General features: G+C 72.7%; 13 protein-coding genes. 1 reads left to right on the top strand and 12 read right to left on the bottom strand.

What is annotated here, in order from left to right:
* Positions 1–230: 230 nt before the first annotated feature.
* The 6 genes from OG965_RS17345 to OG965_RS17370 all read right to left on the bottom strand — a co-directional run bounded on the left by OG965_RS17345 (position 231) and on the right by OG965_RS17370 (position 8,277).
* Complete coding sequence (locus OG965_RS17345) at positions 231–2,582, bottom strand: xanthine dehydrogenase family protein molybdopterin-binding subunit (RefSeq protein ID WP_371652983.1); 2,352 nt, start codon at positions 2,580–2,582, stop codon at positions 231–233.
* On the bottom strand, positions 2,579–4,348 hold the full coding sequence (locus tag OG965_RS17350; protein ID WP_371652984.1) for a 2Fe-2S iron-sulfur cluster-binding protein: 1,770 nt from the start codon (positions 4,346–4,348) through the stop codon (positions 2,579–2,581). The genes OG965_RS17345 and OG965_RS17350 overlap by 4 nt, the downstream gene beginning before the upstream one ends.
* Positions 4,345–5,244 carry a xanthine dehydrogenase family protein subunit M gene (locus OG965_RS17355; protein WP_371652985.1) on the bottom strand — a complete coding sequence of 300 codons (900 nt, stop codon included), beginning with the start codon at positions 5,242–5,244 and terminating at the stop codon, positions 4,345–4,347. The genes OG965_RS17350 and OG965_RS17355 overlap by 4 nt, the downstream gene beginning before the upstream one ends.
* A gap of 290 nt (positions 5,245–5,534) precedes the next feature.
* On the bottom strand, positions 5,535–7,184 hold the full coding sequence (locus OG965_RS17360; RefSeq protein ID WP_371656963.1) for a beta-N-acetylhexosaminidase: 1,650 nt from the start codon (positions 7,182–7,184) through the stop codon (positions 5,535–5,537).
* A 208-nt stretch (positions 7,185–7,392) separates the two neighbouring features.
* On the bottom strand, positions 7,393–7,686 hold the full coding sequence (locus tag OG965_RS17365) for a DUF3039 domain-containing protein (protein ID WP_100578609.1): 294 nt from the start codon (positions 7,684–7,686) through the stop codon (positions 7,393–7,395).
* Between the two features lie 30 nt (positions 7,687–7,716).
* Positions 7,717–8,277: a YqgE/AlgH family protein gene (locus tag OG965_RS17370; RefSeq protein WP_371656964.1), complete on the bottom strand. Its 561-nt coding sequence runs from the start codon at positions 8,275–8,277 to the stop codon at positions 7,717–7,719.
* 266 nt (positions 8,278–8,543) lie between these two features.
* On the opposite strand from OG965_RS17370, the gene murA reads away from it, so the two are divergent.
* Positions 8,544–9,884: a UDP-N-acetylglucosamine 1-carboxyvinyltransferase gene (murA, locus tag OG965_RS17375; protein ID WP_371652986.1), complete on the top strand. Its 1,341-nt coding sequence runs from the start codon at positions 8,544–8,546 to the stop codon at positions 9,882–9,884.
* 210 nt (positions 9,885–10,094) lie between these two features.
* Here murA and OG965_RS17380 read toward each other — a convergent pair whose 3' ends face one another.
* The 6 genes from OG965_RS17380 to OG965_RS17405 all read right to left on the bottom strand — a co-directional run bounded on the left by OG965_RS17380 (position 10,095) and on the right by OG965_RS17405 (position 17,119).
* Complete coding sequence (locus OG965_RS17380; protein WP_067159632.1) at positions 10,095–10,376, bottom strand: HU family DNA-binding protein; 282 nt, start codon at positions 10,374–10,376, stop codon at positions 10,095–10,097.
* A 385-nt stretch (positions 10,377–10,761) separates the two neighbouring features.
* Positions 10,762–12,177 (bottom strand): NAD-dependent malic enzyme, encoded by a 1,416-nt coding sequence (locus OG965_RS17385; protein ID WP_371652987.1) that lies wholly within the window; start codon positions 12,175–12,177, stop codon positions 10,762–10,764.
* 382 nt (positions 12,178–12,559) lie between these two features.
* A complete protein-coding gene (locus OG965_RS17390) occupies positions 12,560–14,995 on the bottom strand; it encodes a UvrD-helicase domain-containing protein (RefSeq protein ID WP_371652988.1) in 2,436 nt (811 codons plus the stop codon).
* A gap of 105 nt (positions 14,996–15,100) precedes the next feature.
* Positions 15,101–15,865 (bottom strand): anti-sigma factor, encoded by a 765-nt coding sequence (locus OG965_RS17395; protein WP_371652989.1) that lies wholly within the window; start codon positions 15,863–15,865, stop codon positions 15,101–15,103.
* Positions 15,862–16,425, bottom strand: a complete 564-nt coding sequence (locus OG965_RS17400; protein ID WP_266980145.1) for a sigma-70 family RNA polymerase sigma factor — start codon at positions 16,423–16,425, stop codon at positions 15,862–15,864. Before OG965_RS17400 ends, OG965_RS17395 begins: the two co-directional genes overlap by 4 nt.
* Before the next feature lie 127 nt (positions 16,426–16,552).
* Positions 16,553–17,119 (bottom strand): ABATE domain-containing protein, encoded by a 567-nt coding sequence (locus OG965_RS17405; RefSeq protein WP_371652990.1) that lies wholly within the window; start codon positions 17,117–17,119, stop codon positions 16,553–16,555.
* Positions 17,120–17,121 lie beyond the last annotated feature (2 nt).

Here is a 17,121-nt window from a genome sequence, read left to right on the forward strand (position 1 = left end):
CTCCCCGTTCCCCGTTCCCCCACTGCTTCAGAAGTAACTGTAGCCAGCACCTCTGACACAGAGCACTCCCTCATGGGTCAATTGGTTCCCTGGGATGGGCATTTGGGGATGCAGAAGGGCCAAATCCGTTCGGTGTGCCGAGTCGCGTACGCGCACGCGTACGAAAGTACGCATACGAAAGTACGCATACGAAAGCGGGGCGGGTCATCGCCCGCCCCGCCTCCCCACCACTACGCGCCCGCAGCGCCCGCGGCGCCCACCGCGCCCGCCACCACCGCAGCCTGCGGCCGAATGGGCAACCGGTTGACCGGCCGCCCCGTCGCCGCCCGTACCGCCGACGCGACCGCCGCCGGGGACGTCACCACCGGGACCGCGCTCGCCGGCTTCGCGCCGAAGGGGGCGACCACGTCGCGCTCCTCGACCAGTTTGACGATGCGGATGTCGGGGGCGTCCAGGGCCGTGGGAAGGGCGTAGCCCGTGAGGTCGGGGTGGCGGACCAGGCCGCGGGCCGTGCGGAGGTTCTCCGTCAGGGCCGCGCCGACGCCCTGCGTCACACCCGCCTCGATACGGGCCGCCAGCTGGCCGGGGTTCAGGATCCGGCCCACGTCCTGGGCGACCGCCAGTTCCACCACCCGGACCGAGCCAAGCTCGATGTCCACGTCCACCACCGCGCGGATCGCGCAGAAGGCGAGGCCCACGAAGGCGTCGCCCTGGCCCGTCTCGTCGAGGGGCTCGGTGGGGTGCGGGCGGCACTGGGCCGTGGCCCAGAGTTCCTTGCCGTCCATCGCCTCGGTGACCGTCGTGGAGAGGACGCCGTCGTACGACGTGATCTTGCCGTCGGCGATCTGGAGCAGCTCCGTCGACATGCCGAACTTGTGCGCCAGGGGCTGGAGGAGTTGCGTGCGGACCATTTTCGCCGCTCGCTCCACCGCTCCCCCGGACACCCACGTGTGGCGGCCGTGCGACGCCGGGCCCGCGGGAGGCTGGTCCGTGTCCACCGGGGCCACGTGGACCTCTTCGATGCCCAGCGTCTCCTGGACGATCTGGCGGGCGAGGGTGGTGAAGCCCTGGCCCGTGTCCACCGCCGCGCAGATCACCGTGGCCACGCCGTCCTGCACCTTGACCGTGGCCGTCGACACCTCGTCCGTGCCCTCGGCGCCCAGCATGTGCACCATGCCGAGCGCGTAGCCGACGCCCCGGCGCACCGCGCCCGGCTCGCCCGCACCCTCGGGGCCGCCCGGCAGCAGCCAGTCGTCCTCGGGGTCGTCCTTGGGGAGGGTGGGGAGGGGGAAGTCCCGTACGGAGGTGAGGAGTTCGGCCACGGGGGCCGGGCACGTCACCGTCTGGCCGGTGGGGAGCAGGTCGCCCGTCGCCAGTACGTTGCGCAGCCGCAGCTCCGCCGGGTCCAGGCCCAGCTTGGCCGCCAGTTTGTCCATCTGGCCCTCGTAGGCCGCGCACACCTGCATCGCGCCCTCGCCCCGGACGTGGCCGGAGGGCGGGTTGTTCGTACGGACCGCCCAGCCCTCGACGAAGGCGTGGGGGACCACGTACGGGCCGCAGGCGAAGGCCACGGCCGCCGCCAGGGATTCCGACGAGGCCTCCGCGTACGCGCCCGCGTCCAGCAGGATCTGTGCCTCCACCTTCACCAGACGGCCCTCCGCGTCCGCGTGGTGGCGGTAGCGCAGCAGCGTCGGGTGGCGGTGGGCGTGGCCCAGGAACGACTCCTCGCGGGTCGCCGTGAGCTTCACCGGGCAGCCGGTGCGCAGCGCGAGCAGGCCCAGCGCGAGCTGGAAGCCGGAGTCCTCGCGGTCGCCGGTGGCGCCGGGGACGCCGGTGACGACCACCTTCACGCGCTCCGGGTCCAGGCCGAAGCACGCCGCCGCGAGGTCGCGGTCGGCGTGCGGGTCGGTGGAGGCGGTGTAGATCTCCACGCCGCCGTCGGGGCGCGGCACCGCGAGCCCCGCCTCGGCGCCGATCGGGGCCGGGTCCTGGCGGCCGATCCGGTACAGGCCCTCCACCACGACCTCGCCGGTGACGTCCGGGTCGCCGTACTGGAGCGGGATGTGGCGGATCAGGTTGCCGTCGGGGTGCAGGGGTTCGGCGGCGAACGCCTTCTCGGGGTCGGTGACCGGCTCCAGGAGCTCGTACTCGACCGCGATCGCGGCCGCCGCCAGGCGGGCCGTGTCGGGGTGGTCGGCGGCCACCGCCGCGATCGGCTCGCCGTGGTGGCGTACGACGTCGGCGGCGAAGACCGGGCGGTCCGCGATGCCCCGGCCGTGCGCGGCGTCGCCGGGCACGTCGGCCTGCGTCACCACGGCCCGTACGCCCGGCATCTCGACCGCGGCCGAGGTGTCGATCGAGACGATACGGGCCGAGGCGTGCGGCGAACGCAGCACGGCCGCCCACAGCAGGCCCTCGGCCCACAGGTCGGAGGCGTACGGGAAGGTGCCCTCGGTCTTGGCGCGCGCGTCGGCGGGGCGGAGCGAGGCGCCGAGCCCGTGGCCGGGCACGGGCGGCTGCTCCGGGCCGGTGCCCGTCCCGTCGACCGCCGCGGTCGTCGCGGTGGCTGCGTCGTTGCTCACGCCATGCCTCCGTCGTGGGTGTGCGGGGGCTGGACGCCGCCCGCGCCGGGCCCCGCCTGATGCGGAATACGGGCTTCTTCGCCGGTCGTGGTGGCTGCGGACGCCTCGCTCGCGGCGGCCGACTGCGCCTCGCGCCCGGCCACCACCTCGCGTACGGCGTCGAGCACGCCCCGGTAGCCGGAGCAGCGGCAGAGGTTGCCGCAGAGCGCCTGCCGGGTCTCCAGCTCGGTCGGCGAGTGGTTGCCTTCGAGCAGGTCATGGACGGTCATGGCCATGCCCGGGATGCAGAAACCGCACTGCACGGCCCCGCACTCGGCGAGCGCGCGCTGCACGTCGGAGGGTTCGCCTTCGACGGCGAGGCCCTCGACCGTACGCACCTCGGAGCCGGCGGCGGTGGCCGCGGGCACCAGGCAGGAGGCGACGAGGCGGCCGTCGACCTGCACGTTGCAGGCACCGCACTCGCCCTGCGAGCAGCCGTCCTTGGCCCCGGCGAGGCCGAGCCGCTCGCGCAGCACATAGAGCAGCGACTCGCCGACCCACGCCTCGGTGACGGGCCGGTCGGTGCCGTTGACGCGCAGGACGTAGGAGGCACGGGGGTGCTCCAGGTCGGCGGCGGGCGGCAGAACCGGCTCCGGCTCGGGGGCCGGGAGGGGGATGGCCACGGGCTCGGGCTCGGGGTCCGGAGCCGCTTCCCGTACGGGTTCCGGTGCGGGCTCGGGCTCCGGCTCGGGCTCCGGGAGCGGTTGGGCCTGGGCCGCGTGGACGGGCTCGGGCAACGGCTCGGCGGCGGGCGCGGGGACCTCGGCCGGGTCCGCACCCGGCACGTCCTCGTCCGCCGGGTCCGCACCGGTCGCGTCCGTCGGGTCCGCCTCGGCCCGTACCTCCTCGCGCGGCTCCTCCCGTACGTCCGTCGCCAGCGCGGCCGACCAGGGCGCGGGCGCGCCGCCCGGCAGGGTCGCCCCGGGGCCGGGCGGGTTCCAGGACAGAACGGGTTCGGCGCGTACGGGCGCGGGGGCCGGGAAGTCCACGGGCGCGGAGACGTCCGCGGGGGCGGCGAACTCGGTGGGCGCGGAGAGGTCCAGGGACTCCTGGTGGTGGGCTTCCGCGGCCGCCCGGTGCGCCTGGTGCGCCTGCTCGGCGAAGTCCGCCACGCGCGCGTCGGCGGCCTCCGCCTCCACGGCAGGGTCGGGCTCGGGCTCGGGCTGCGGCTGCTCCGTCGCCCAGGGCGCGGACGCGCCGCCGGGCAGGGTCGCCGGAGGCGTCGTGCCCCACTGCTCAATGAGCGAGGATGTACTGAATTCGCCCGATTCATCCGGCAGTTCGCCGTCGGCGACCGGGATCGTCCACTGGCCGGTCAGCGAGGCATCGTCCGAGAAGTTCCACTGGCCGGTGGCGTGCCGGTCCTGCAGCCGCTCGCCCAGCGGGTCCGGCTGCGGGGGCTCGGGCACGGCGGACGCGTCGGGCCACTGCACCGACCGCACCTGGCTCTCGCCCCGGTCCGGCTCGGGCGGCCCCGGGATCGTCCAGGCGCCGGTCGCGGCCGGGTCGGTCCCGGCGGCGGGCGTCAACGGCACGATCATCGGCGGCACATAGCCGTGCCCCGGCGCGGCCAGCGGGTCGCCGCCGAGCAGCGCGTCCAGGTCCGCGGGCAGCTGGACGAAGGCGGTCGCGCCGTCGTCGTACTCGCCGCCCTGCGGGACCGGCTGCCAGCCGCCCGTCCCGCGCGCGCGGTTGTCGCCGTAGCCGGCGTCGTGGTTGTCGCTCACGACAGCGCCCTCCCCAGTGCTCGTCGGGCCAGCGCGGCGACCGTGCGCCGCAGGTGCAGTACGGCGGGAGACAGCGCGGGGGGCTCCGTGCCGTCGGCCGCCGGTACCGGGTCCGGGATGCAGGCGGCGGCCACGTACTCGCCGAAGGCGTTGAGCGCCTCCGGGGCCAGCGCCGCCCGCTCGCCGTCCCAGTCGATCAGGGAGGCGATCCAGCGCTCGGCCTCCAGGGGCCGCAGCGGCATCGGCGCGATCGCGCCCACCGCGCAGCGCACCCCGCGCCGGGCCGGGTCCAGGACGACGGCGACCGAGGCGGTGGCGCGGCCGGGGCCGGTGCGGCCGGTCGCCTTGAGGAAGACCTGGGGGGCGTGCAGCAGGGGCACGCGGACGTGGCCGATGAGTTCGGCGGGGGCGAGCATCTCGCGCCCGGCCAGCAGGTGCGAGACCGGGATCTCCCGGCGGGCGCCCTCGGGACCGGCGATGACCAGGGTGGCTTCGAGCGCGGCGAGCACGGGCAGCGCGTCGCCGGCGGGCGCCGCCGACGCGATGTTGCCGCCGAGGGTGCCCGCGTTGCGGATCTGCGGGGGGCCGGCGGCGCGCGCGGCCGCGGCGAGCGCCGGGATGAGCGCCGCGAAGTCCGGGCGCCCCATCCGCGCGTGCGTGAGCCCCGCGCCGAGGAGCGCGTGGCCGTCCTGGTACTGCCAGCCGCGGATGTCGTTGATCCGGCCGAGGCCGACGAGGCCCGCGGGGCGCAGCAGGCCCCGGTTCACCGCCGCCATCAGATCGGTGCCGCCCGCGACGGGCACGGCGGCGGGCATGGCGGCGAGCGCCGCCACGGCCTCGTCGAGCGAGGCCGGCAGTGTCACCGACTGCGCCGCCTGCGGTGCGTGCGTGGTCAACCCAGCTGCCCCTTCCCGGTGTCCCGGCCGTCCCGACTGTCCCGCCAGTGTGTGCCTGTGCGTGGCCGTACCGTACGTGCTCACCGCCCGGACGTGGCAACTCTGGCACATCTTCCGAGCCGCCCGACGCGAGGGTCCGCGAAGGACAGATCCGTCCCGGACCAGGGGAATGGTCCGGATTCACGGTTGTTGTGCGACTTATCCGTGCGGAACAGTGCCGGACAGTGCGGAACAGTCACCGATCACGGTTCCAGGCTCCCGGGCTGCGGGACCCCGTCTTGCGCCCCGGCTCACACGTTTGGGGGCGACCCGTCGATCGGGCGTCCGAGACTGCCTTTCATCTTTTCGGGGGCGGGGCGCTTTTGCCAGGGCAACGGGCCGCCGGGGGGCCGGTAGCCGACGCCGAGGGCGTCAAGTCGGGCGTAGTGCGACCGCATTCGCCGCTCGAATCCGGCGAAATCGCGTGCCGCGGGGGCGGGCAGCGCCGACCACGCCACCTCCGCGAACGCCGCGAGCCGGGGGAACACCTGGTAGTCCACGCGCCCCTGGTCCTGCATCACCTCGGTCCAGACATTGGCCTGAGTGCCGAGCACGTGCCGCGCCTCGGCCTCGGTCAACTGGGGCGGCACGGGCTCGAAGCGGTAGACGTCCTCCAGGGTCCGTACGTAGCCGATGGGCATCGGCTCGTCGGGCCCGGCCGCCTGCCGGTGGTCCAAGTAGACCTGCTGCTCGGGGCACATGACGACGTCGTGGCCCGCCCGCGCGGCCTCGATGCCGCCCGCGTAGCCGCGCCAGGAGGAGACGGCGGCGCCGGGCGCCAGACCGCCCTCCAGGATCTCGTCCCAGCCGATGAGGCGGCGGCCCCGGTCGGCCAGCCAGCGGGCGAAGTGGCGGATGAACCAGGACTGGAGCTCGTCCTCGCCCGCGAGCCCGAGCTCCTTGATACGAGCCTGGGCCGCGGGGGACGCCTTCCACTGGTCCTTGGGGCACTCGTCGCCGCCGATGTGGACGAACGGCGAAGTCGCGGCGGGGAAGAGGTCGAGCACCTCCTCCAGCACTCCCTCGTAGAAGCGGAGGGTGTTGTCAGTGGGGGCGAGTACGTTCGGATTGACGCCCCAGGTGTCCCAGACGGAGAGGCGGGTCGTGTCGATGACGTCGGTGTTGCCCAGTTCCGGGTACGCGGCGATGGCCGCCTGCGAGTGGCCCGGGATGTCGATTTCCGGAACCACCGAGATATGCCGCTCGGCGGCGTACGCGACGATCTCGCGGATGTCGTCCTGGGTGTAGAAGCCGCCGTGCGGCATCTCGTCCCACAACTCCGAGGCGCGGTGGCCGTACTTGGTCCGCGCGCGCCAGGCCCCGACCTCCGTCAGCCTCGGGAAGCGCTTGATCTCGACGCGCCAGCCCTGGTCGTCGGTGAGGTGGAAGTGGAAGACGTTGAGCTTGTGCGCGGCGAGCAGGTCGAGGTAGCGCAGCACCCCGTCCTTGGGCATGAAGTGGCGTGAAACATCCAGCATCAGACCGCGCCAGGCGAACCGGGGCGCGTCCTCGATCACCTGCTGCGTGATGCCGCGCCAGGCGCCCGGGTCCGCACACGCCTTGCGGTACGCGTCGGGGCCGAGCAGTTGACGCAGTGTCTGCGCGCCCCAGAACACCCCGGCCGCGCTGCCGCCGACGATCTCGACACGCTGGGTGACGCTGAGGCGGTACGCCTCTGGGGCGAGGGCGGGGTCGACGCGGAGGGCGATGGTGCCGGGGGCGCCCGCCTCCCCCGGCGGGAGCGGCCGCCCGAGGGCGACGCCGACGGTGTCCCGCAGCCAGCGGGCGACGCGTTCGGTGCCGGGTCCGGCGGCGAGCGCCGTATCCGGGCCGAGGACGTACGCACAGCGCCAGGGGCCGTCGACGGAGACCGGCGCGGGTATGAGGTCCGCAGAAGTCATGGCCATGGGGCACACGGTAACCCCGGTATTACGTCGACTGCGGGCCGTCTGTGGCTGAGCGCGCAGTTCCCCGCGCCCCTAAAAGCGCCCCTCCGGGCCGCCCAGGGGATTGCCGCGCAGCGGCATTCAAGGGGCGCGGGGAACTGCGCGCTCAGCCCCCACCGAACCCGCAGACGAACTCCGGGCCGAGAAGGCGGCTCGGCAGGACCTACTTCTTGTCCTTGCCGCCCTTGTCCTTGTCCTTGTCGCCACCCGCGCCCATGGACTCGTAGATCTCCTTGCACATCGGGCAGACCGGGTACTTCTTCGGGTCGCGGCCCGGCACCCAGACCTTGCCGCAGAGCGCGACGACGGGGGTCCCGTCGAGCGCGCTCGCCATGATCTTGTCCTTCTGGACGTAGTGGGCGAAGCGCTCGTGGTCGCCGTCGCCGTTCGACACCTGAGGTGTCGGCTCTACGAGGGTCCCCGTACCTGCCCCGCGCTCGGGCTCAAGAGTGCTCATAAGTTCCTAGCGTACTGAAGCGCGGCGGCATCAGTTCAGCGAAGGGTCGTCCGGGTACGTCGCCACCATCGCCAGCTCGCTGCGCTGGCGGCGCAGCACCGCCCGCCACAGGGACTCCGGCTCCGGGGACGAGACGTCGCCCGGCTCGGACTCCACCACGTACCAGGCACCGTCGGTCAGCTCGGCCTCCAGCTGGCCCGGGCCCCAGCCCGAGTACCCGGCGAAGATCCGCAGCGAGCCGAGGGCGGCGGCGAGCAGCTCCGGCGGCGCCTCCAGGTCGACCAGGCCGATCGCCCCGTACACCCGGCGCCAGCCGAGCGGCCCCTCGTCACCGGGGATCACGGCGACGCCGAGCGCGGAGTCGAGGGAGACCGGGCCGCCCTGGAAGACCACCCCGGGCGCACCGGCCAGGGACGCCCACGGCTCCAGGATGTCGCCGACGCCCACCGGGGTCGGGCGGTTGAGGACGACACCGAGCGAGCCCTCCTCGTCGTGGTCGAGGAGCAGCACCACCGCGCGGTCGAAGTTCGGATCCGCGAGGGCGGGGGTGGCGACTAGCAGCCGCCCTGTGAGCGAGGACACCTCGGTCATGCCGACATGATCCCGCATCTTCGCCTCCTGGGGGGAGCGCACGGCAGCAATGGGGCGCACCGGCTTTCCGGCCACCGCCCCGCGGTGTGCGCAGTGCGTGCCCGGCCGGGTCTCCAGTGGTGACCCTCCGCCGAACTCACCTCAGCGGAGCGTGTTGTGGCGAATTCATTACGGTTGCGAACCCCCCTTGGCCTTCCAGGACATGGGTAGAAGCCCCTTACCCTTTTCTCTGGCCCCCTGCCCGACGATTCCGGAACGCGAGATTCATGACCGGCACAGACGATGTACTGCTTGTCCACGGCGGCACCCCGCTGGAGGGCGAGATCCGCGTCCGCGGCGCGAAGAACCTCGTGCCGAAGGCGATGGTCGCCGCCCTGCTCGGCAGCGGTCCGAGTCGGCTGCGCAATGTGCCCGACATCCGCGACGTACGCGTCGTACGCGGCCTGCTGCAGCTGCACGGCGTCACGGTCCGCCCCGGCGAGGAGCCGGGCGAGCTGATCCTCGACCCGTCGCACGTCGAAAGCGCGAACGTCGCCGACATCGACGCGCACGCGGGTTCGTCGCGCATCCCGATCCTGCTCTGCGGCCCGCTGCTGCACCGCCTCGGCCACGCCTTCATCCCGGGCCTGGGCGGCTGCGACATCGGCGGCCGGCCGATCGACTTCCACTTCGAGGTGCTGCGGCAGTTCGGCGCGACCATCGAGAAGCGCGACGACGGCCAGTACCTGGAGGCCCCGCAGCGGCTGCGCGGCACCAAGATCCGGCTGCCGTACCCGTCGGTGGGCGCGACCGAGCAGGTCCTGCTGACGGCCGTGCTGGCCGAGGGTGTGACCGAGCTCTCCAACGCCGCCGTGGAGCCCGAGATCGAGGACCTCATCTGCGTACTGCAGAAGATGGGCGCGATCATCGCCATGGACACCGACCGGACCATCCGGATCACCGGTGTCGACAAGCTCGGCGGCTACACCCACCGCGCCCTCTCGGACCGTCTGGAGGCCGCCTCCTGGGCGTCCGCCGCGCTGGCGACCGAGGGCAACATCTACGTCCGCGGCGCCCAGCAGCGGTCGATGATGACCTTCCTGAACACCTACCGGAAGGTCGGCGGCGCCTTCGAGATCGACGACGAGGGCATCCGCTTCTGGCACCCGGGCGGCCAGCTGAAGTCGATCGCCCTCGAAACGGACGTGCACCCCGGCTTCCAGACCGACTGGCAGCAGCCGCTGGTCGTGGCGCTGACGCAGGCCACGGGCCTGTCCATCGTCCACGAGACGGTGTACGAGTCGCGGCTCGGCTTCACCTCGGCGCTCAACCAGATGGGCGCGCACATCCAGCTGTACCGCGAGTGCCTGGGCGGCTCGGACTGCCGCTTCGGCCAGCGCAACTTCCTGCACTCCGCGGTCGTGAGCGGCCCCACGAAGCTCCAGGGCGCCGATCTGGTGATCCCGGACCTCCGGGGCGGTTTCTCGTACCTGATCGCCGCGCTGGCCGCCCAGGGGACGTCCCGGGTGCACGGCATCGACCTGATCAACCGCGGTTACGAGAACTTCATGGAAAAGCTGATGGAACTGGGAGCAAAGGTGGAGCTCCCCAACGGCGCCCTGAGCTGACCTGCCGCTCCGGCCCCTCCCCGCCCCTTCCCCAAACCCTCCGGGGGCGGGAGGGGGCGGAGCTGTTTCCCGGGGGCTACCCCCCCGGCCCCCGCAACCCGGCACGACCCGTGGACGAACACCGGGCCCGGCGCAAGCCGAAGGGCGGCCACCCCCCTCCACGGGGGTGGCCGCCCTTCGTCTTTCAGCTAAGCGGCCTGCCAGGGGCGCTTACTTGCCCTTAGCGGCTTCCTTGAGCTTCGAGCCCGCGGAGACCTTCACGCTGAAGCCGGCCGGGATGTCGATCGGGTCGCCGGTCTGCGGGTTACGAGCGGTACGAGCGGCACGGTGGGTGCGCTCGAAGGTCAGGAAGCCGGGGATGGTGACCTTCTCGTCGCCCTTGGCGACGACCTCGCCGACCGTCTCGGCGAGAGCGGCCAGAACGGCGTCGGCGTCCTTGCGGGTCACCTCGGCGCGGTCGGCCAGCGCGGCCACCAGCTCACTGCGGTTCATGTTCTTACTCCCGTGTTCTTCTTGCCTGTGGGGCGTGCCACGCGGCGGAAGCCGCATGTTGGGTACAGCGAAGCCGATGCTGCCAGGGCCCTCGGACAGTCCCCGGACCCGGGTCCGTGTCGGACCCTCGCGCCCGGTTACGCATCCTGCCCCCACCTGTGGCGGGAAAGCCAATCCGGCACCCTCCGGAGTCACACGAAAAGCGCCACAGCCCCGTCGTGGTGACGCTCCGTCGACTCCCTGGGGACTCGCTGGAACCGCAGGGGCGGATGCGGGTTCATGGTCCGCCACCCTACGGGCGGCCCCACAGCGCCGCATCCCGCGACGCGCCGGAGGTCAGGCGGACGTGGGGCCGGTCACAGCCCCACGCGCGCCCCCGGTGTCCCTAGAGCGCGGCCTGGGCCGCCGTGCGCACCGCGCCCGCCACCGCGCCCGCGACCTTGTCGTTGAAGACCGACGGGATGATGTAGTTCGCGTTCAGCTCGTCCTCGGTCACCACGTTCGCGAGGGCAGTCGCGGCGGCCAGCATCATGTCCGTGTTGACCGTGCGCGACTGGGCGTCCAGGAGGCCGCGGAAGACGCCGGGGAAGACCAGCACGTTGTTGATCTGGTTCGGGAAGTCCGAGCGGCCGGTGGCCACCACGGCCGCGCTCTGGCGCGCGACGGCCGGGTCGACCTCGGGGTCGGGGTTCGCGAGCGCGAAGACGATGCCGCCTTCGGCCATCGCGGCCACGTCGTCGCCGTTCAGGACGTTGGGGGCGGAGACGCCGATGAAGACGTCCGCGCCGACCACGGCCTCGCGCAGGGACCCGGTCAGGCCCTCCGGGTTGGTGTTCTCGGCGATCCAGCGCAGCGAGGCCATGTCGGAGTCGCCGTCGGCGCCGGCCAGGTCCGCGCGGCCCGAGTGGACGACGCCCTGGATGTCGGCGACGACCGCGTTCTTCACGCCGGCCGCCAGCAGCAGCTTGAGGATGGCCGTACCGGCCGCGCCCGCGCCGGACATGACGACCCGTACGTCACCGATGCCCTTGCCCACCACGCGCAGCGCGTTGGTCAGCGCGGCGAGCACCACGATCGCGGTGCCGTGCTGGTCGTCGTGGAAGACGGGGATGTCGAGGGCCTCGCGCAGCCGGGCCTCGATCTCGAAGCAGCGCGGCGCGGAGATGTCCTCCAGGTTGATGCCCGCGAAGCCGGGGGCGATCGCCTTGACGATCGCGACGATCTCGTCGGTGTCCTGGGTGTCCAGGCAGAGCGGCCAGGCGTCGATGCCCGCGAACCGCTTGAAGAGGGCCGCCTTGCCCTCCATGACCGGGAGCGCGGCCTTGGGGCCGATGTTGCCGAGGCCGAGGACGGCCGAGCCGTCGGTGACGACCGCGACGGAGTTGCGCTTGATGGTGAGGCGGCGGGCGTCCTCGGGGTTCTCGGCGATCGCCATGCACACCCGGGCGACACCCGGGGTGTAGATCATCGAGAGGTCGTCACGGTTGCGGATGGGGTGCTTCGACTGCATCTCGATCTTGCCGCCGAGGTGCATCAGGAACGTACGGTCGGAGACCTTGCCGAGGGTGACGCCCTCGATCCCGCGCAGCTTCTCGACGATCTCGTCGGCGTGCGCGGTGGAGGTGGCCGCGATGGTGACGTCGATCCGCAGCTTCTCGTGGCCGGAGGCGGTCACGTCGAGGCCGGTGACCGAACCGCCGGAGGACTCCACGGCCGTGGTGAGCTGGGAGACCGCCGTTCCGCTGGCGGGCACCTCCAGCCTGACCGTCATCGAGTACGAGACGCTGGGCGCCGTTGCCATGACCGGGTTCCTCTGCTTTCCCTAGCTTCGTTGCTAGCGCCGCCGGACTGTTGCCCGACAACGCCATCCGATGTTCGCACCTACTGGCTGGTAGCCGGTAACGCGCCAATGATTCCGGAAAACACTTTCCACCATACGAGAGATGATCGATCAGCGGAAGCCCCGAAAACTACAACAGGCCCACGCCATCCGCAGATGACGTGGGCCTGTCGCTCACGTTAAGACACCGACCCGCCATGCTCGCCTCGCGGCAAGTGGTCGCTCGAAGCGACTAAGGTTGGGCCCGGGGGCTTGGATCGAGCCGGTGCCGTACCCAGGCTAACAAACCACCCCGGCAAGTGATTCAGGCATCGCGAGTTGACCCGGGCGTTTTTTCCCGCGCTCAGTCCCGCAGCAGGTCAGGCACCCCGTCCGCATCCGGCTCGTCGCGCTCGCCGGAGATCACGGTGAGCTGCTGGGTGGCCCGGGTGAGCGCCACGTACAGCACGCGCAGCCCGGCGGGCGACTCGTCGGCGATCTCCGCCGGGGAGACCACCACCGTGGCGTCGTACTCCAGCCCCTTCGCCTCCAGGCTGCCGAGCGCCACCACGCGCTCGCCGAGCCCGGCCAGCCAGCGCGCCGCCTGCTCGCGCCGCCGCATGGCGACCACCACGCCGACCGTGCCGTCGACCTGGTCGAGGAGGCGGGCCGCCTCCTCCCGTACGGACTCGGCGAGGTCGTCCCGTACAACCGAGCTGCGTCCATTGTTCGTTGTCACAAAACGCGGCTCGACGCCCGTGGAGCGGACCGCCGCCGGGGACTTCATGCCCGGCATCGCCAACGCCAGCACCCGGGCGGCCAGTTCCGCGATCTCGGCCGGGTTGCGGTAGTTCACGGTCAGCTCGAAGCGGCGGCGGGGGCGGGAGCCCAGCGCCTCGTCGCGCGCGGCGCCCGCCTCGTCCGGGTCGGACCAGGACGACTGGGCCGGGTCCCCGACGACCGTCCAGGTGGCCGTGCGGCCCCGGCGGCCGACCATGCGCCACTGCATCGGCGTGAGGTCCTGCGCCTCGTCGACGATGACGTGCGCGTACTCGGTGCGCTCCAGCGCCAGCCGCTCCGCCCGCTCGCGCTGGGTCTCCTCGCGGTGCGGCATCAGCTCCTCAAGGCCGGTGAGCGCGTCCAGCGGGTCGTACTCGCGCTTCTTCCTGGGCCTGGCCGGGGTGCCGAGCAGCGTCTCCAGCTCGTCCAGGAGCGCCACGTCGTGCACCGACAGCGGCCCGTGGCCAGTGGCGTCGAGCCGGGAGAGCGAACGGGCCAGACGCCGGGTCTCGCCGGGCGTCAGGACCCGCCGTGCCCAGCGGCCCAGGCGCCGCTCGTCGCCCATCGCCGCGAGCACCCCGCGCGGGGTGAGCTCGGGCCACCAGGCGTCCAGGAACGCGATGAAGCTGTCCTCGGAGGTGATGTCGTCGTCGAACGAGGACCGCAGCTCGGCGGCGAGCTCCGGGTCCGTGTGCCGCCCGGCCGCGCCCGATCTGCCCCACAGGGCGTCCAGGAGCAGCTTGCGGGCGCGCGGGCGCAGCAGGTTGACCGGGGCGGTCCCGCTCAGCGCGTTGTGCCGGATCCGCCGCAGCTCCTCGGACTCCAGCTCGACGCGCCGGCCGAAGGCGACGACGCGCAGCCGGGTGGGGGTCACCGCGCTCTGCTCGGCCGCCGGCTCCTCGCCGAACGAGAGCTGGCCGTTGTCCTGCGGCGCGGCGCCCCGGGCCGGGTTGCCCCGCCGGGTCCTGCCCCGCGCCGGGTCCGCCGTCTCCAGGGCCCCGCGCGCCGCCTTGCGCAGCACATGGAGCATCCGGGACGAGCCCTTGATCCTGGCCACCGCCGGGTCGTCGTACGCCGTGGCCTCGGCGCCGTCGACCAGGTTGCCGACCGCGCGGATCGCCACCTGGCCCTCCTCGCCGAGCGAGGGCAGCACACCTTCGGTGTACGCCACGAGCAGCGGGGTCGGGGAGACGATCAGGATGCCGCCCGCGTAGCGGCGGCGGTCCTGGTAGAGCAAATAGGCGGCGCGGTGCAGCGCGACGGCGGTCTTGCCGGTGCCGGGGCCGCCCTCGACGTAGGTGACGGACGCGGCGGGCGCCCGGATCACCAGGTCCTGCTCGGCCTGGATGGAGGCGACGATGTCCCGCATGGTGTGGCTGCGGGCCTGGCCGAGCGCGGCCATCAGGGCGCCGTCGCCGATCACCGGCAGCTCGGCGCCGTCGAGCGTCGCGGTCAGCTCCGGGCGCATCAGGTCGTCCTCGACCCCGAGCACCTTGCGGCCCTTGGAGCGGATGACGCGGCGGCGCACCACCCGGCCCGGGTCGACCGGCGTGGAGCGGTAGAACGGCGCGGCGGCGGGTGCGCGCCAGTCGATGACCAGCGGCGCGTAGTCGGAGTCCAGGACGCCGATACGGCCGATGTGCAGCGTTTCGGCGATCTCGGCGTACTTGCCGCCCTCGCCCTCGCGTACGGCCCCCTCGGCGGGCTCCACGGCCGTGTAGGCACCGTCGGGGCCCTTCTTGCCGTCCTTGCCGAGCAGCAGGTCGATCCGGCCGAAGAGAAAGTCCTCGAATTCGTTGTTGAGGCGGTTGAGGTGGATCCCGGCCCTGAAGACCTGGGCGTCCCGTTCCGCCAGCGCTCCGGGCGTTCCCACCTGGCCGCGCTGGGCGGCGTCGTTCATCAGGAACTCCGCCTCGTGGATCTTCTCCTCCAGGCGGCGGTACACCTTGTCCAGGTGTTCCTGTTCGACTCCGATCTCGCGGTCTCTGACCGAGTCGACAGCGGCTTCCTGCGCGGCCACCGGGGCCCCCTTCTGACGTGCATTGGGCAGCCGTCAACCGTACGCGAAGGGGGCCGGTCTGTCAGGCGGTGACCGGCCGGTGATCGGGCGGAGATCACCTGCCGGTCAGGCCGGGACGTCCACCAGGGCCTTGCCGTCGAGGGTCCGGACCTCGAAATGGTCAATCTGGTCCCGGTTCATGGCGGTACCGCCGTGCACGTACAGCGGGTACTCCGACTCCTTGCGCGGGCTGTCCTTGATCCCGTACCCCCACTTGGGCACCGCCCAGGTGGTCACCGTCTCCTGCGCGCCGTCCTTGCCGATCGCGATGAGGCTGCACTTCAGCGGGCCCTTCACGTTCTTCAGCTGCAGAACGGTGTGGGTGCCCCAGCCCTTCTTCTCGGTGCCGACGGTCGCGCTGACGCCGGTCGTCGCGTCGGTCGCCGCCACCTTCTGGGTCATGTGGTTGAAGAAGGCGTCCTCGGCGGGGCTGGTCGGGTGCGGCTCTGCGGGCTGGCTCGCCACAGGGCCGCCGGAGTCGTCGGAGGTGGCCACCACGGCGATCGCCGGACCGCCGATGATCAGCGCGGCGGCGGCCGCCACCAGGTACGTGGTGCGCCGCCTGCGCCTGGCGCGCTGCGCCGCCACCTCGTCGATGAGCCGCTCGCTCATGCTCGGCGGGGCCGGGCGCAGCGGGCGGTCGGCGGGGCCGGGGAACTCCTTGAGGGTGGAGAGGAGCGACTCCATGCCGCCGAGCTGGTCGAGCTCGGCCGCGCACAGGTCACAGCCCGCCAGGTGCGCCTCGAAGGCGGTGGCCTCGGCGTCGTCGAGGATGCCGAGCGCGTACGCCGCGACCGCCTCGTGTTCGGACTGGTACTCCGGCGTGGTCATGCCGTCACCCCCCGTTCCTCCAACGCGAGTTTCATGGAGCGCAGGGCGTAGAAGACGCGGGACCTGACGGTCCCGCTCGGCACGCCCAGCGCCTCGGCCGCTTCATTGACCGTACGTCCTTTGAAGTACGTCTCGACCAGCGCCTCGCGATGTGCGGGCGTCAGGTCGTCGAGCGCGTCCGAGAGCGTCATCAGCCACAGCGCCTTGTCGATCTCGTCCTCCGCGGGCATGACCTCCAGCGGCGACGGATCGACCTCCTGCGGCCGGGCCTGCCGGCTGCGGTGGCCGTCGATGACGATGCGCCGTGCGACCGTCACCAGCCAGGGGCGGACCGAACCGGTCGCTCTGTTGAGCTGACCGGCGTTCTTCCAGGCACGGATGAGCGTCTCCTGCACGACGTCCTCGGCCCGCTGGCGGTCGCCGGCGACGAGACGGAGCACATACGCGAGCAGCGGTCCCGCGTGCTCGCGATAGAGCGCCCGCATCAGCTCCTCGTCGGGAACGGAGCGGTGCCGGGCGCCTTGCGGACGGTCATCGGCCACGGCGGCATCCTTGCGCACCAGAACCTCCCGGTCGAGACCCTGCCGGCGCGCGGATCGCGTACCGGCTCATCCCTCCATACGGGCGGTTGTCCTGAACCATTCAAATCAGCGCGAGATTTTTGTTTACGGAGTGCCCGCACGGTCTTCACAAGGCGGCGGCCGCGGTGCGCCGCCGGTGGCGCGCCACCCGCTCCCGGTTGCCGCACACCTCGCTGGAGCACCAGCGGCGCCGCCGTCCGCGCGAGGTGTCCAAGTACAGCCGGAAGCAGTTGTCGCCCTCGCACTGGCGCAGCCGGGACCGGTCCTGCGGGTCGGTGAGCAGCTCCACCGCGTCCCGGGCGACCACGGCGAGCAGCGCGGTGCAGTCGGGGGCGCCGCTGAGGGTGCGCACCAGCCGTCCGTCGGCGCCCCGGATCGCACGTACGCCCGGGGGTGCGGCGGCGGCCAGGGCATTGACCCGCTCCAGGGCCGCGGCCGCCGCCCCGCCCCGGCCGCCGAGCTCGGCGTGGACCAACTGCCCGATGTAGTCGCGCAGTTCGGCGAACCGGACCAGCCACGCGCCGTCGGCCCCCGCAAGCGGGGTGCCGACCGGCACGAGCCCGGCACCGACGAGCCACTGCCCGAGCCGCCCCGCGCTGTCCAGTTGATCGCTGTCGTACGCCCCGGTCGCCACCAGATCCAGACAGATCCGCCCGGAGTCGAACCGCAACATGC

The sequence above is a fragment of the Streptomyces sp. NBC_00224 genome, assembly GCF_041435195.1.
Lineage (GTDB): Bacteria > Actinomycetota > Actinomycetes > Streptomycetales > Streptomycetaceae > Streptomyces.